The sequence below is a fragment of the Frigoribacterium sp. CFBP9029 genome (genome assembly GCF_034045305.1).
Classification (GTDB): Bacteria; Actinomycetota; Actinomycetes; order Actinomycetales; family Microbacteriaceae; genus Frigoribacterium.
In genome coordinates this window covers 1-14,558 of the sequence record NZ_JAXCWB010000022.1, presented here as the reverse complement: position 1 = coordinate 14,558, position 14,558 = coordinate 1, and the positions used below count along the sequence as shown (strand labels likewise).

General features: G+C 72.1%; 15 protein-coding genes and 1 pseudogene. 9 read left to right on the top strand and 7 right to left on the bottom strand.

Going from position 1 to position 14,558, the window contains the following annotated elements:
* Positions 1-191: hypothetical protein (locus tag SOM11_RS14935; protein ID WP_320478537.1), on the top strand; the 191-nt coding region annotated here is incomplete at its 5' end.
* Here SOM11_RS14935 and SOM11_RS14930 read toward each other — a convergent pair.
* The gene (locus SOM11_RS14930; RefSeq protein WP_192060798.1) at positions 188-745 is read right to left on the bottom strand and encodes a hypothetical protein; all 558 of its coding nucleotides are present in this window, start codon (positions 743-745) and stop codon (positions 188-190) included. The genes SOM11_RS14935 and SOM11_RS14930 overlap by 4 nt on opposite strands.
* Positions 746-1,059: 314 nt before the next feature.
* Between SOM11_RS14930 and SOM11_RS14925 the strand changes: the two genes are divergently transcribed.
* The 4 genes from SOM11_RS14925 (at position 1,060) to SOM11_RS14910 (ending at position 5,115) form a co-directional block, all read left to right on the top strand.
* Positions 1,060-2,145: an alkene reductase gene (locus SOM11_RS14925; protein WP_374231586.1), complete on the top strand. Its 1,086-nt coding sequence runs from the start codon at positions 1,060-1,062 to the stop codon at positions 2,143-2,145.
* 187 nt (positions 2,146-2,332) lie between these two features.
* Positions 2,333-3,370, top strand: coding sequence for a septum formation family protein (locus tag SOM11_RS14920; RefSeq protein ID WP_320478536.1), 1,038 nt, complete (start codon positions 2,333-2,335; stop codon positions 3,368-3,370).
* Positions 3,371-3,486: 116 nt separating this feature from the next.
* Positions 3,487-4,095 carry a CDP-alcohol phosphatidyltransferase family protein gene (locus tag SOM11_RS14915; protein ID WP_192060795.1) on the top strand — a complete coding sequence of 203 codons (609 nt, stop codon included), beginning with the start codon at positions 3,487-3,489 and terminating at the stop codon, positions 4,093-4,095.
* A 63-nt stretch (positions 4,096-4,158) separates the two neighbouring features.
* Positions 4,159-5,115 carry an SDR family NAD(P)-dependent oxidoreductase gene (locus SOM11_RS14910; RefSeq protein ID WP_320478535.1) on the top strand — a complete coding sequence of 319 codons (957 nt, stop codon included), beginning with the start codon at positions 4,159-4,161 and terminating at the stop codon, positions 5,113-5,115.
* 202 nt (positions 5,116-5,317) lie between these two features.
* Here the strand turns inward: SOM11_RS14910 and SOM11_RS14905 are convergent, their stop codons facing one another.
* Complete coding sequence (locus tag SOM11_RS14905) at positions 5,318-6,028, bottom strand: SDR family oxidoreductase (protein WP_192060793.1); 711 nt, start codon at positions 6,026-6,028, stop codon at positions 5,318-5,320.
* 107 nt (positions 6,029-6,135) lie between these two features.
* Between SOM11_RS14905 and SOM11_RS14900 the strand changes: the two genes are divergently transcribed.
* Positions 6,136-6,738 (top strand): TetR/AcrR family transcriptional regulator, encoded by a 603-nt coding sequence (locus tag SOM11_RS14900; RefSeq protein ID WP_320478534.1) that lies wholly within the window; start codon positions 6,136-6,138, stop codon positions 6,736-6,738.
* Positions 6,739-6,781: 43 nt separating this feature from the next.
* Here the strand turns inward: SOM11_RS14900 and SOM11_RS14895 are convergent, their stop codons facing one another.
* Positions 6,782-7,777 carry an NADP-dependent oxidoreductase gene (locus SOM11_RS14895; protein WP_320478533.1) on the bottom strand — a complete coding sequence of 332 codons (996 nt, stop codon included), beginning with the start codon at positions 7,775-7,777 and terminating at the stop codon, positions 6,782-6,784.
* Between the two features lie 191 nt (positions 7,778-7,968).
* Positions 7,969-8,181: a hypothetical protein gene (locus tag SOM11_RS14890; RefSeq protein ID WP_192060790.1), complete on the bottom strand. Its 213-nt coding sequence runs from the start codon at positions 8,179-8,181 to the stop codon at positions 7,969-7,971.
* 191 nt (positions 8,182-8,372) lie between these two features.
* Between SOM11_RS14890 and SOM11_RS14885 the strand changes: the two genes are divergently transcribed.
* Genes SOM11_RS14885 through SOM11_RS14875 form a run of 3 tightly spaced genes read left to right on the top strand, consistent with a single transcriptional unit; the run spans position 8,373 to position 11,988 of the window.
* Positions 8,373-10,223, top strand: coding sequence for a circularly permuted type 2 ATP-grasp protein (locus SOM11_RS14885; RefSeq protein WP_320478532.1), 1,851 nt, complete (start codon positions 8,373-8,375; stop codon positions 10,221-10,223).
* Positions 10,217-11,146: an alpha-E domain-containing protein gene (locus tag SOM11_RS14880; protein ID WP_192060789.1), complete on the top strand. Its 930-nt coding sequence runs from the start codon at positions 10,217-10,219 to the stop codon at positions 11,144-11,146. The genes SOM11_RS14885 and SOM11_RS14880 overlap by 7 nt, the downstream gene beginning before the upstream one ends.
* A complete protein-coding gene (locus SOM11_RS14875; RefSeq protein WP_243215826.1) occupies positions 11,143-11,988 on the top strand; it encodes a transglutaminase family protein in 846 nt (281 codons plus the stop codon). The genes SOM11_RS14880 and SOM11_RS14875 overlap by 4 nt, the downstream gene beginning before the upstream one ends.
* Here SOM11_RS14875 and SOM11_RS14870 read toward each other — a convergent pair.
* The 3 genes and pseudogenes from SOM11_RS14870 to SOM11_RS14860 form a co-directional block, all read right to left on the bottom strand.
* The gene (locus SOM11_RS14870; RefSeq protein WP_320478531.1) at positions 11,972-13,000 is read right to left on the bottom strand and encodes a hypothetical protein; all 1,029 of its coding nucleotides are present in this window, start codon (positions 12,998-13,000) and stop codon (positions 11,972-11,974) included. The genes SOM11_RS14875 and SOM11_RS14870 overlap by 17 nt on opposite strands.
* 171 nt (positions 13,001-13,171) lie before the next feature.
* Positions 13,172-14,068 carry an endo alpha-1,4 polygalactosaminidase gene (locus SOM11_RS14865; RefSeq protein WP_320478530.1) on the bottom strand — a complete coding sequence of 299 codons (897 nt, stop codon included), beginning with the start codon at positions 14,066-14,068 and terminating at the stop codon, positions 13,172-13,174.
* Between the two features lie 59 nt (positions 14,069-14,127).
* Positions 14,128-14,558 (bottom strand): annotated as a pseudogene (locus SOM11_RS14860) (hypothetical protein); the annotation flags it as partial.

The following is a 14,558-nucleotide window of genomic DNA, read 5'->3' as shown; positions in this document are numbered from 1 at the left end:
CGCCCCGCCCGACGACTGGCGCGGAGTCGTCGCCGCGCCGAGCCGACCGGCGCGCCGAGCCGACCGGCGCGCCGAGCCGACCGGCGCGCCGAGTCGACCGGCGCGCCGAGTCGACCGGCGTAGCCGCGGCCGGCGGCGCGTGCGCGACACCGGGTCTGCTGGCGGCGCGTGCGCGGCGTCGGCGCGGCTAGGGGCGCGTGCGCGACCGCTGGGTCAGCAGCACGAGCGACAGCGTCGTCAGCAGCATCGCTCCCCAGCCGCCCGCGAACGGACCGCCGTTCAGCTGCGAGACGTATGCGGCGGCGAGCATCAGGCCGCCGGTCACCGGGCTCAACGCGTACACGAGCGGAACGCTCAGCGGCGGTCGGACCCCGCCCCGTCGCACATCGACGCGCACCGCCACGATCATCGTGGTCAGGAAGAACGACAGCAGCGCCGACGACACGTAGAGCATCCGCGCGACCATGCCCGCCACGGGGCCGAGGGCGTCCGGAGTCACCGACAGGGCGCCGGCGAACGCGAGCACCCCGAACAAGCCGTGGACGACCGGCGAGAGCAGGTAGATCGTCCGCCGTGCGAGACCCGCGGGCAGGGGGACGACCGCGTCGGCCGGCTCCGCGAGCGCGCCCGCGTCCGCGTCCGCATCGGCGTCCGTCGCATCGAGCACGAGAGCGTCCGCCTCGACGGATCCGGACGCATCTCTCCGCAGTCGCATCCCCTGCGCTGCCCGTCGCTTCGTCGTCATCCCCACGGAGCCGAGCATAGGAGTCGCCCCGCACCTCGGCAATCCTCCCTAACGGGGACACGACCGGTCTCGCCCCGATACCGCCCGGTGCACGCGCGCATCACCCGTCGCGGCCACCCCGGCGGTCGACCGGGTGGTCGCCACCGCGCTACGCCCGCCGCTCCGCCCGCGAGCCCCGCCCGCAGCCCCTGCCTGTGAAGCTGCTGCGGACTCGGAGACCGGGCCGTCCTCGGCGGAATGCCCGCGCCTCCTCCGTGGTTCCGCTCGGGGTGCGCTCCGGCGCACGTCGACATCCGTCTATGAAAGGACTCACTGTGAGCCTGTTCTCCACCGCCACGTTCGGCGACCTCGTGCTCTCGAACCGCGTCACCATGGCGCCGCTGACCCGCGTCCGCGCCAGCGAGGGCGACGTCCCCGGCGACCTGCCGGTCGAGCACTACTCGCAGCGCGCCACGATGGGTCTCATCGTGACGGAGGGCACCTGGCCGACGCAGGAGGGCAAGGCGTACCCGGGGCAGCCCGGCATCGTCACCGACGAGCAGGTCGCCGGCTGGAAGCGCGTCGCCGACGCCGTGCACGCGAAGGGCGGCACGATCGTCATGCAGGTGATGCACGGCGGTCGCGTCACGCACACCGAGGTCACCGGCACCGAGCGCATCGTGGGCCCGAGCGCGGTCGCCATCGACGGCGTCGTCCGCACCCCCGACGGCAAGCGCGACTACCCCGTGCCCCACGCCCTCACCACCGAGGAGGTGCACCAGGTGATCGCAGACATCGTCACCGCCTCGAAGCGCGCCGTCCTCGAGGCCGGCCTCGACGGCGTCGAGCTGCACAGCGCCAACGGCTACCTGCTGCACGAGTTCCTGTCGCCCGTCTCGAACGTGCGCACCGACGAGTTCGGCGGCACCCCGGAGAACCGCGCGCGGCTCAGCATCGACACCGCGGTCGCCGTCGCCGACGCCATCGGCGCCGGTCGTGTGGGCATCCGCATCTCGCCGATGCACAACATCCAGGACGTCGTCGAGACCGACGTCGACGACGTCACCGCCACGTACGACGCCCTCGTCGACGGCCTCGCGCCGCTCGGCCTGTCGTACCTGAGCATCCTGCACGCCGACCCGCGCGGCGAGCTCGTGCAGCGACTCCGTCGCCGTTTCGACGGCAACGTCATCCTGAACAGCGGATTCGGCACCGTCACCGACCTGGCCGAGGCCCGCGACCTGGTCGAGAGCGGCTTCGCCGACGCCATCGCGGTGGGTCGCCTCGCGATCGCGAACCCCGACCTCGTCGCCCGCTGGGAGCGCGGCACCGAGCTGAACGAGCCCGACCCGAGCACGTTCTACGGCCCGGGCGCCGAGGGGTACACCGACTACCCGACGCTCGCGAGCGTCTCGAGCTAGTCGGCTCGGGTCCGCCCGCCCGCTCCACCCGCCGCCGCACCCGCACGGTGGTCAGAACCTGCCCTTCGCGTCGCGTGCGGGGGCGTCTCCTGCCCACCGTCCGGGATCCAGGCGTCTCGCCGCAGACGCCCGGGCGGCGGCGGATACGATCGACGGGCGGCACCGCACCGGCCGCGAGGAGAAGACCGTGACGAACTCGTACCTGCCGCCGCTGTTCGAGCAGCTGGCGGCCCGTCTGCGGCGCGCCCTGCCCGGCGTCGAGATCGACGGGCGTCCGTCCGACTACCTCGTCGGCGGTGCCGCTCTGCGCCTGCGTCTCGGCCACCGTCTCTACCTCGACCTCGCCGACGACGGCCGCGACTGGTTCGTCGCCGGTCTGTCGGCCGACTCCACCGGTGTGACCCCGGTCGCCGACCGCTCGGTCGAGCGCCTCGGGCTGCCGCTGCACAGCGATCAGGCGGTCGTCGTCGATGCCGTCGTCGCCTCGGTCGGACGCTGGGCCGAGGCGGTGGGGGCCGACGAGGCGGATGCGCCGGCCGTCCTCGCGCGCCGACCCGCGCCTCCTGCGATCCCCGCGCCCGCCGCCTTCGGGGCGCCGACGCCCGCCCCCTACGTGCCCCGCGACCGGGCCCACGGCCCCGACGGGTACTGGCAGCCGACGCCCGAGGGGTCGCCCAGCCCGCTGCGGCGGCGGCGGCCGCTCATCGCCATCGTCGCGGTGGTCGTGATCGTGATGCTCGGGCTGTCGTCCGTCGGCCTCATCGGGGCCGTGCGCGGCTTCGTCGACGCGGCGTCGAGCACCGGCGGCGGCACGGGCGCCGACGGCGGGTCGGGCGGCGGTGCGGACGGCAGCGGCTCGGGCACCCCCGTCGAGGACCTGCGACTGGGCGACTGCTTCTCGTTCGGCCAGGGCACCACCGGCGGGGTCGTCGTCGAGGTCGAACGACAGGACTGCACGACACCGCACGACAACGAGGTGTTCTTCGAAGACGAGGCGCCCGACGTCGAGTTCCCGGGCGATCAGGCCCTCAGCGAGGCCGCCGACCAGCTCTGCTACGACGCGTTCCCCGGGTTCGTGGGCGTCGAGTTCGAGGAGTCCGTGATCGGCTACGACTTCCTCCAGCCCACCGAAGAGGGCTGGAGTGCGGGCGACCGCATCATCAGCTGCTACCTCTACGTCGACGGCCAGACGCTGACGAGCAGCCTGCGCGGCTACGGCGGCTGACCGCCAGGGCCCCGAGGAGGCGCGGGTCGGCCCCGAGGAGGCGCGGCTCGGCCCCGTAGAATCGACCCACCGAGCACGTCGTCACCCGAGTCGACGCCGCAGCGAGAGGACGACGCGTGACGCTGGTCGATCGACTGTTCCGCCAAGACGACTGGCGGACCGTGCCGAACGCGATCACCCTGGTGCGCCTCCTGCTGCTGCCGGTGTTCATCGTGCTGATCGTCGACCGGCACTACTGGTCGTCGATGGTGGTCATCGCCGTCGTCTTCCTGACCGACTTCGTCGACGGCTTCGTCGCCCGCAAGACGAACTCGATCTCCGAGCTCGGCAAGTGGCTCGACCCGGTCGCCGACCGGCTGACCGTCATCGCCGTCGTGGCCGCCTTCGCACTCGGCGGGCTGCTGCCCTGGCCGGTCTTCGTGCTGATCCTGCTGCCCGACGTGCTGCTCAGCATCGTGTCGCTCGTCGCGTTCGGCGGGGCGTCGTTCCCGGTCACGTGGGTCGGCAAGGTGCGCACCGCGTTCATCTTCACGGGCCTGCTGCTGCTGCTCGTCGGGGTCGCCCTGGTCGACCAGGGGCGGGTCGACGGGGCCGCGGGGCTCGAGTCGGTCGGGCAGACGGTCGAGACGGTCGCCTCCGTCCTCCTCGTGATCGGACTGATCGGGCACTACGTCGCCGCGGTGATCTACGGGGTCGCCCTCGGCCGGCGCATGCGCGACCGCTAGGCAGCGAGGCGGTCGGCGCGGCAGCTGGCTGCGGCGCGGCACCGGCGGCGTAGCGTTCAGAGCATGACTCGCATCACCACACCGTTCACCGCCCGCAGCACCGCGCGCGAGGTCGTCGAGGGGCTCGACCTCGCCGGCACCCGCATCGTCGTCACCGGTGGAGCGTCGGGCATCGGCGTCGAGACCGCCCGTGCGCTGGTCGCCGCCGGAGCCGACGTCACCATCGCCGCCCGCAAGATGGACCAGGCCGAGGAGGTGCTGGCCGACATCCGCCGGTCCACCGACTCGGGCACGGTGCAGGCCGCCTACCTCGACCTGCAGAAGCGCGACACCCTGCAGGCCTTCGCCGACGACTGGCAGGGCCCGCTCGACGTGCTGATCGACAACGCCGGCGTCATGGCGACGCCCGAGACCCGCACCCCCGAGGGCTGGGAGCTGCAGTTCAGCAACAACCACCTCGGCCACTTCGCACTCGCGAACGCCCTGCGGGGTGCGCTGGTCGAGGGCGCCCAGGCGTCGGGATCCCCGTCGCGGCTGGTGTCGCTCAGCTCGACCGGTCACCACAGGTCGCCGGTCGTGTTCGACGACGTGATGTTCGAGCGCCGCGAGTACGACCCGTGGGCGGCGTACGGCCAGTCGAAGACGGCCAACTCGCTCTTCGCCGTCGGCGTCACGAGCCGCTGGGCCGACGACGGCGTGCTCGCGAACGCGGTGCACCCGGGTGGCATCATGACGCCGCTGCAGCGTCACCTGCCGAAGCAGGAGATGATCGACCGCGGCTGGATCGACGCCGACGGCACCCCCAACCCGGCGTTCAAGTCGACCGAGCAGGGCGCCGCGACGTCGGTGTTCGTCGCAGTGCACCCGCTCGTCGAGGGCGTCGGCGCCCGCTACTTCGAAGACGTGAACGAGGCCGAGCCCTTCAGCGACGACGCCCCCGGCCGCGGGGTGAAGGGCTACGCCCTCGACACCGAGCAGGCCGACCGCCTCTGGGGCCTCAGCGAGCAGCTGCTCGGCTAGTCCGCGCTGCGCTGCGCCGCGCCGGCGATCGAGGTGACCCGGAAAGGGTCTCCGGAGGCACCGGACTACCCTTTCGGGTCACCTCGGTGCAGGTCGGTTTCGCACCTGGCGATCGAGGTGACCCGAAGGGTGTCCTTGAAGGCACCGGACTACCCTTCCGGGTCACCTCGATGCCGGTCAGTTTCGCACCTCGGCGTGCCGGTCAGCTCTGGGCGAGCTGGGGGTAGACCGCCTCGAGCGGGGCCGAGAGGCCGGCCTTGAGCTGACGGGACGTGTCGTCGGCCAAGACCTCGTGCTGGCCCGCCTCGGTCGCGTCGAAGACCTGCGCGACGAGGTCGGCCGGGTCGGTCTTCGCGTCGGTGACGCCGGCGGCCATCGCCGTGTCGACGTAACCGACGTGCACGCCGACGACCTGCACCCCGGCGGGCTGCAGCTCGAGCCGCAGCGAGTTGGTCGCCGACCAGAGCGCAGCCTTCGTCGCCGAGTAGATGCCGGCCACGGCGAACCACGAGAGCGCGGAGTGGATGTCGATGATCGCCGTGCCGCCGCCGCGGGCTGCGAGGAGCGGCGCGTAGGCCCGGGCGAGGAACAGCGGGCCGAAGAAGTTCGTCTCGACGTTGGCGCGGATCTCGTCGTCGGTGTGGCTCAGGATGCCCGGTGTGGGGGCGTTCGCGCCGGCGTTGTTGATCAGGACGGTGACGTCGGGGGCGGCTTCCACGACCGCGGCGATGGACGCGGGGTCGGTGACGTCGAGCGTGAGCGGCACGACGCGCTCGTCGTCCCAGGTGCGCGGGGTGCGAGCGGTGGCGTAGACCTTGGCGGCCCCGCGGGCGAGTGCGGCCTCGACGAACCGGGTGCCGATGCCCCCGTTCGCTCCGGTGACGAGTACGACGGCGTTGGTGAGAGAGGTCATGAGGGTCTTCCTGTCGATGATGCGAAGATGGGGCGGCCCCGATCGGACCGCCTCGGACTGACTACTGTCATAATCGAGTGCAGTCAGTTTCTATTCCAGGAGAATCCATGTCGTCGACATCCGCGCCGTCCGGTCGGCGTGAGCGCAACAAGCAGGAGAAGCTCGAGCGCATCACCCGAGCCGCCTCCGACCTGTTCGCCCAGCACGGCGTCGACGACGTCACGACGCAGCAGATCGCCGAGGCGGCCGACATCGGCGCCGGCACGCTGTTCCTCTACGCGAAGACGAAGGGCGAGCTGCTGCTGCTCGCGCAGAACGACAACTACTCCCGCTCGCTCGAACGCGGCCGCGTCGCCGCCGCGGAGGCCACGACCACGCTCGACGCCGTGCTGGCGGTCGTCACGCCGATCGTCGAGTGCAACCGGGCTCAGGTCGAGAACGGCCGCACGTATCTGCGCGAGATGGTGTTCGGCGACCCTGCCGAGCCGCACCATGCCGAGGCCCTCTCGATCGTCGCCCGGACTGAGGCGCTGCTCACCGAGGTGATCGCCGACCGGTCGGGCGTCGAGGCCGCGCAGGCGGCGACGCTGGCCCACGTCGTGTCGGCCGTCCAGCTCGTCGCGATGGCCTCGGCGGTCGACGAGGCGACGACCGTCGCAGAGGTCGTGGCCACGATCAGCGCGCAGCTCGAGGTCGTGCTGCCGCGCTGAGGTGCCTCCGGCAGGGCGCTGAGCGCAGCTGGATCGGACCCGGTCACGCCCCGGTGACGACGGCCTTGCCGCGGATGCTGCTCGTGCCGAGCGCCGAGAGCGCCGCCGGTGTCTCGGCGAAGGCGAAGGTCGCCCCGACGACGGGTCGGATGGAGCCCGACTCGACCAGCGCGGCGATCTCGCGCAGCTGTCGTCCGTCGGCGCGCATGAAGAGGAACTCGTAGGTCACGCCGAGCTTGCGGGCCTTGCTGCGGACGCTGCGGCTGAGGCCGGCGATGACGAGTCGGAGCGCGGGGTTCAGTCGGGCCTGCTTCGCGAACGCGGGGTCGGGCGGGCCGTTGATGCCGACCACCTTGCCACCGGGTCGCAGAACGCGCAGCGACTTCTCGAGGTTCTCGCCGCCGAGGCTGTCGAGCACGAAGTCGTACCCCGACAGCTCGGTCGCGAAGTCCTGGCTGCGGTAGTCGACGACGACGTCGGCGCCCAGCTCTCGGACGAAGTCGGCGTTCGCCGAGGAGGCGGTGGTCGCCACGGTCGCGCCGAGGTGCTTCGCGAGCTGGATCGCGATGGACCCGACGCCACCCGACCCTGCGTGGATCAGCACCTTCTGCCCGGGGCCGACCCGTCCCTTCTCGACGAGGGCCTGCCACGCCGTCAGGGCGACCAGCGGCAGCGAGGCGGCCTCGACCGGGCTGATGGTCGACGGCGCGATGGCGACGTCGGCCTCGTCGACCGCGATGCGCTCGGCGAACGTGCCGATGCGGGGGTCGCGCGGGCGGGCGAAGACCTCGTCACCGGGCTTGACCGACCGCACCTTCGCCCCGACGCCGATCACCGTGCCGGCGACGTCGTGGCCGAGGGTGAAGGGGGTCTTGTACGGCAGGATCAGCTTGAACTCGCCCTTGCGGATCTTCTCGTCGAGCTGGTTCAAACCTGCGGCCACGACCTTGACCAGGACGTCGTGGTCGCCGACGACGGGTTCGGCGACATCCGCCTCGTGCAGAGGCTGCTTGTACTGGTCGACGATGAACGCTCGCATGGGGTGTCTCCTGACGTGGAGGTCGATATGACCACGCTCAACACTGAGTCAACTCAGTAGCATTGTCAAGACCGGCAGCAAAATCACACGACGAGAACGCGTCCGCAGACGAAGAAGACCCCGGTGCGCGCACCGGGGTCTTCTTCTCGTGAGGGCGGCGACCGAACCTCAGGGGCTCGGGTCGACCGACCTCAGCGGTTGAGCTTGGAGGCCTTCTTGACGGCCGCCTTGCGCGCCTTCGCGACGTCCTTCTTCGCGACGGCGCGTGCCTTCTTCACCTTGGGGTCGTTCCAGAACGAGTCGAGGTAGTTCGAGATCTGCTTGTAGCGACCCTTGCCGGCCTTGGCTCCGTAGGTGTACGCGATGAACGCGATGACGGCGATGACGAGGTAACGGAAACGCATGGGGTCCTCCCGGTGGGCGATCTGTGGTCGGTACGACGCTAGTCCTCCGGGCTGTGCGGATGTCCGCCGACGCCTCGGCGACCCTCTCCGGAGCCGGCCGCCGGGCCGCCGCCACACCGCGCCGCACCGCGCAACACCCCCGCCCTCGACCGGAAACACCCCCGCAACACCCCGTCGGTACCGTCGAGCGCATGGGCGACCTCTTCAGTGGTTACGGCGATACTCGGGGCGGCGCGCACAGCGGCTCGCACAGCGGCGCGCACAGCCGCGCGCACGACGGCGCCCGCGGCAGCGCACGCGGTGGCACCCGCACGACCGGCACCGCCGCCAGCACCCGCACCCCGCCCCGCGCGTGGGACGAGATGTTCGACACCGACGGCCAGGCCCGCAGCGCCTACGCCGACATCCACGCGACCCTCGAGGCCATGACGCAGGACGACCTGCGCGGTCGGACGGCGGCGCTCGCCGACTCGTACCTCGCCCAGGGCGTCACCTTCGACTTCGCGGGGGAGGAGCGCCCGTTCCCCCTCGACGCCGTGCCGCGGGTGGTCGAGCACGACGAGTGGTCGGGGGTCGAGGCCGGCATCGCGCAGCGGGTCAAGGCGCTCGAGGCGTTCCTGGCCGACGTCTACGGGCCGCAGCGCGCGGTGGCCGACGGGGTCATCCCCGCGAGCCTCCTGACCTCGTCGAGTCACTTCCACCGTCAGGCGGCGGGCATCGAGCCCGCCAACGGCGTGCGGATCCAGGTGTCGGGCATCGACCTGATCCGCGACGAGGCGGGCGCCTGGTGCGTGCTCGAAGACAACGTGCGGGTGCCGAGCGGCGTCAGCTACGTCATCTCGAACCGTCGCGTCATGGCGCAGACCCTGCCCGAGCTGTTCGTCTCGATGCGCGTGCGGCCCGTCGGCGACTACCCCAACCGCCTCCTCTCGGCTCTGAAGAAGAGCGCGCCGTCGGGCGTCGACGAGCCCACCGTCGTCGTGCTGACCCCCGGCGTCTTCAACTCGGCCTACTACGAGCACACCCTGCTGGCCCGTCTGATGGGCGTCGAGCTGGTCGAGGGCCGCGACCTCTACTGCTCGGGCGGCCGGGTGTTCATGCGCACCACCGGCGGCCCCGAGCGCGTCGACGTCATCTACCGGCGGGTCGACGACGAGTTCCTCGACCCGCTGCAGTTCCGGGCCGACTCCGTGCTGGGTTCGCCGGGCCTCCTGATGGCCGCCCGCCTCGGCACGGTGACGATCGCCAACGCGGTGGGCAACGGCGTCGCCGACGACAAGCTCGTGTACACGTACCTGCCCGAGCTGATCCGCTACTACCTCGGCGAGGAGGCGCTGCTGCCGAACGTCCGCACCTGGCGTCTCGAAGACCCGGGCGCTCTCGACGAGGTGCTCGACCGGCTCGACGAGCTGGTCGTCAAGCCGGTGGACGGCTCGGGCGGCAAGGGGCTGGTCGTCGGCCCGGCCGCGAGCCGACGCGAGCTCGACGTGCTGCGCGCGCAGCTGCTGGCCGACCCGCGCGGCTGGATCGCGCAGCCGGTCGTGCAGCTGAGCACCATCCCCACCCTCGTCGACGAGGGGCTCCGCGCCCGGCACGCCGACCTGCGGCCCTTCGCCGTGCACGACGGCGACGACGTCTGGGTGCTGCCCGGCGGTCTGACCCGGGTCGCCCTGCCCGAAGGCGAGCTGGTCGTCAACAGCAGCCAGGGCGGCGGCTCGAAGGACACCTGGATCGTCGGCGGCGACGTCAACGCCTGGGCCGGCCACGACGTCAGCGCCCTGATCGCCGAGCAGACGACGCCGACGCAGTCCATCCCGATCATCGCCGACGCCTCGCCGCACGGCGACCACAGCCCCGATCACGCCCCTCAGGACGACCCGCGGAACGACCAGCAGGCCCAGCAGCAGCAGGAGCACGAGCAGCAGCAGCAGCAACAGCGACGAGCCGAGGAGGCGCGGGTCGGTTCACGAGACCGACCCGCGCCTCCTGCGGGCCCCCGCTCCGATCTCGGGGCACCCACTTCGGAAGGAACCCCATGCTGAGCCGCATCGCCGAGAGCCTGTTCTGGATCGGCCGGTACATCGAGCGCTCCGACGGCACCGCGCGGATCCTCGACGTGCACCTCCAGCTGCTGCTCGAGGATCCGTGGATCGAGGAGGACACCGCCTGCCGCAGCCTCCTCGCCGTCATGGGCAGCGAGGCCCCCGCCGACGTGTCGCTGACCCGGGGCGACGTGCTCTCGATGCTCGCCGTCGACCGGCACAACCCGGCGTCGATCGCGTACTCGCTCGGCGCCGCCCGCGAGAACGCCCGCCGGGCCCGCGAGATCGTCTCGACCGAGCTGTGGGAGTGCCTGAACACCACCCGCGCCCGCATGCCCCGCAAGGTCGCGGACGACAAGGTGCACGAGTTCTTCGCCTGGGTGCGCGAACGCAGCGCCCTCGCCGTGGGCATCATCGAGTCGGCCACGAGTCGCGACGAGGTGTGGCAGTTCTTCACCCTCGGGCGTTCCATCGAGCGCGCCGACATGACGGCCCGGCTGCTCGCCACCCGCACGCTGACCGAGGCGTCGGGGCCGTCGTGGACGACGATCCTCCGCTCGTGCGGCGCCTACGAGGCGTACCTCCGCACCTACAAGGGGGTGCCGAGCGCGCGCAACGCGGCGGAGTTCCTGCTGCTCGACCGGCTCTTCCCCCGCAGCGTCCTGTTCGCGATCAGCCGTGCCGAGGCCTGCCTCCGCGAGGTCGAGCCCGCGAACCATCGTGTGGCGGCGTCGGACAGCGGGGTGCGCATCCTCGGTCAGATGCGCAGCGAGCTCGAGTACAAGCCGATCGGGCGGATCCTCGACGACCTGCCCGGTCAGATGGACGTCGTGCAGGAGGCGACCAGCGCGGCGTCGGAGGCGATCCGTCAGCGGTACTTCCCGACCAGCGCCGCACCCACCTGGGTGGGTGGTCGGTCGTGAGTCGTCTGCGCATCAGGCACCAGACCGGGTTCTCGTACCTCGGCGAGGCCGTCGCGAGCTACAACGAGGCGCGCATGCTGCCCGCGCACACCGAGGGGCAGTTCGTCATCTCATCGCACCTGCGCATCGAGCCGGTCGCCGCGACCCACGAGTACGTCGACTACTGGGGCACCCGGGTGTCGTCGTTCGAGGTGCTGCTGCCGCACCGCCAGCTCTCGCTGACGGCCACGTCGCTGGTCGAGGTGCGACCCGTCGTGCACCCCGACTCCGCGATGGACTGGCACGAACTGGCCGAGGTCGCCGGCGCCACCACCGAGTTCGTCGAGCACCTCGAGCAGACGCCGCTGACGACGCCGCCCGACGACCTCGTCGCCCTCGCGCGCGAGATCTCGGCGACCGCCTCGTCGCCCTGCGCCGCGGGGCTCGCGATCTGCGAACGCCTCGGCGACGCCGTGGCCTACCTGCCGGGGGTCACCAACGTGAAGACGACGGCCTCGGAGGCGTGGGAGGCGCGGGCCGGGGTCTGCCAGGACATCGCCCACATCACGGTGGGCGCGTTGCGAGCCGCCGGCATCCCCGCCCGATACGTCAGCGGGTACCTGCACCCGAAGCCGAACGCCGAGCTGCGCGAGACGGTGACGGGGGAGTCGCACGCCTGGGTCGAGTACTTCTGCGGCTCGTGGCACGGCTACGACCCGACCAACCTGATCGACATCGGGGAGCGGCACGTGATCGTCGGCCAGGGGCGCGACTACCGCGACGTGCCGCCGCTGCGCGGGGTGTACGCCGGGTCGTCGAACTCGAAGCTGTTCGTGACGGTGGAGATCACCCGCGAGGCGTGAGGGCCGGCGGGTCGGGGGGCTCGGGGAGGGCGGTGCCGGTGCTGTTGCTGTTGCTGTTGCTGTTGCTGTTGCTGGTGCTGGTGCTGGTGCCGGTGGCGGTGCTCGTGCTGCCCGGTCGGGTCGTGGTGGCGAGCTCGGCGTCGAGCGGACGCAGGCTCGGGTGGTTCGCGACCCCGTCGAGGCCGTGGGTGCCGAAGAGGGTCATGACGGCGGCGATCGGGGCGTCGACGCCCCGCAGACGCAGCGGCGAGGTGATGCCGTCGAACTCGCAGACGAGGGCCCAGTCGCCGACCTCGGGGTAGACGGCCGTCATCGCCGAGTAGTGGAAGCTGACCCACTGCCCGCCCGCCAGGCAGATCAGACGCTGGTTCGACACCACGAGACGGACGTCCTGGTGCTCGCGCCACTGGTCGCGGGCCTGCGCCTCGGCCGATCGCCGAGCCGCGGCGTTGCTCAGCGTCGAGACGGCGAGCCCGGCGAGCACGAACGCGGGGCTGCCGACGAAGAACCTGCTGCCCCCGCCCTGAGCGACGGTCTGACCGTAGTAGCGCTCGTACTCGACCCCCACGCTGTAGAAGAAGACCTCGCCCGGCTGCGGCACGACCTCCCAGACGGGGATGGTCTGCGGCACCTGCTGATCGAGCAGCGCCCGGCGGAGGCGTCGCGCCTCGGCCCAGGCGGCCTCGCTCGCGCTCGCGCGGTCGACCCTGACGAGCGCGGCGCTGCGCTCGGATCGCGTGTAGCGCCCGGTGCGGTGACGCCAGTCGCGGAAGGTGCGCATCGCGCCACGCACGGTCAGCACGACCGCGACGACCACGCACATAGGGATGGCGAGCACGACGGCGAGCGAGGCGATGCTCGACCCGAGGGTCGCGCCGATGGTCGACGAGGAGGTGCCAATGCCCGTGCCTGCGCTCGTGCTCGAGGTGATGGCGCCGGCGATCAGGGGCAGCACCACGACGGCCAGCACGCCGGCGGCGAGGGGGATGATCCAGCGAAGGTGGCGCCTCATGCCCGCGAGTCTAGGGCGGGCTGCCGGGCGGTCTCTCGGCGGTTCGGCGGGTTCCCGTCATCCGTGGCGGGTCAGCGCTGACCCGCCGCCGATGACGGGAACCCGCCGAACCCCGAGTAGCTCAACTCAGCGCAGCGCAGTGCAAAGCGGCTCAGCGCAGCGCAGCGCGGCTCAGCAGGCGGTGTACGCGTAGGCCGGGTCGTCGGCCGGCACGAGGTCGCGGTCGCGCACGATCGTCGTGGGCGTCGGGTCGAGCGCGGCGACGCGGTCGCACACCTCGGCGGCCGTGCCCCGCAGGTCGTCGGTGTACTCGACGTCGAACACCAGCGCGCCGTACACGTCGGTGAACGTGTCGCACTCGTCGAAGAGATCGCACTCCTCCGTGATCGCGAAGTCGTAGCCGATCTCGTCTCGACCGCGGGCGCCGAGATCGGCCGTGTTCTTCTGCGCGGCCGCCAGACCGACCTCATGGGCCTCGGCGACGAGCAGCGTCGCGTAGGCGACCGCGTCGTCTTCGTCGAACGCGCCGTCGGAGCGGGTCCACGAGTCGAGGTTGTCGAACTCCACCGCCTGGTAGCCGGCGTCGGCGCAGCCGTCGATGCTGGTCGCCAGGCGGGCGGCGATCGCCTGACGGTTCGGGTCGGTCGCGATGTCGAGGATGTGCTCGTCGGGCCAGTTCGGGTCGACCAGCGGTTCGCCGCCGGGCAGTCGCACGAGCAGATCGCTCGGCCAGTCGACGCCCGGCTGGGTCTGGAATCCGTTCACGTAGCAGATGCCGTAGGCGCCGTCGGCGGGTTCGTCGGTGCTGTCTCGTGCGACGACCGAGGCTCCGTCGGGGACGGCCGACGCGCCTCCTAACTGGTAATCGAAGCCTGCACCGGCCGGGGGCAGGGCGACCTCGGAGGAGGAGGCGCTGGCCGCACCGTCACCCGACCCCGTCGAGCAGGCGGTCACCCCGAGCACGAGCACGGCGCAGGTCGCGAGAGCGGCCCCGAAGCGGGCGGATCGGCGGGTCGAGCGGACCCGGGCGAGGCTGCGAGGAGAGGTCGGTTCGATGGCGTTCGGCACGAGCCGAGCCTAGGTCACGACGACGAGCCGCCGTCGGGGTCGACGGCTGACCTGTGGAGTCAGCGCTGTCGGGCGCCGGAGCCGGTCGGCGTCTCGGCGGTCGGCGGCTGCTCCGCCGGACGCTGCTCCGCCGAACGCTGGCCCACGGGACGCTGCGCAGCAGGACGCGGCTCCGCAGGACGCTGCGCAGCAGGACGCGGCGACACGGGAGGCAGGTTCGCCGGGCGCAGCGTCGTGGGTGACGGCGTCGTCGGCGAATGGCGGTCGGCGAGGAACCTCGCGCGGGCGCTGGTCAGGGCCTCCTCGCGCTCGAGGTCGCGCTGGCGGTCGACCTCACGCGCGGCGGCGAGGGCGCGGGCGTTCTCGCGGGCACGGGCCGCAGCGGCCGAGGAGGCGCGGCGCATGCCATCCCCCGTGGCGCGCGCCCCGGCGGGGGTCGCGGCCCCGGCGGCCCGGCTGCTGCTGCGGGGGCGGGCCCACCCCCCCCTGG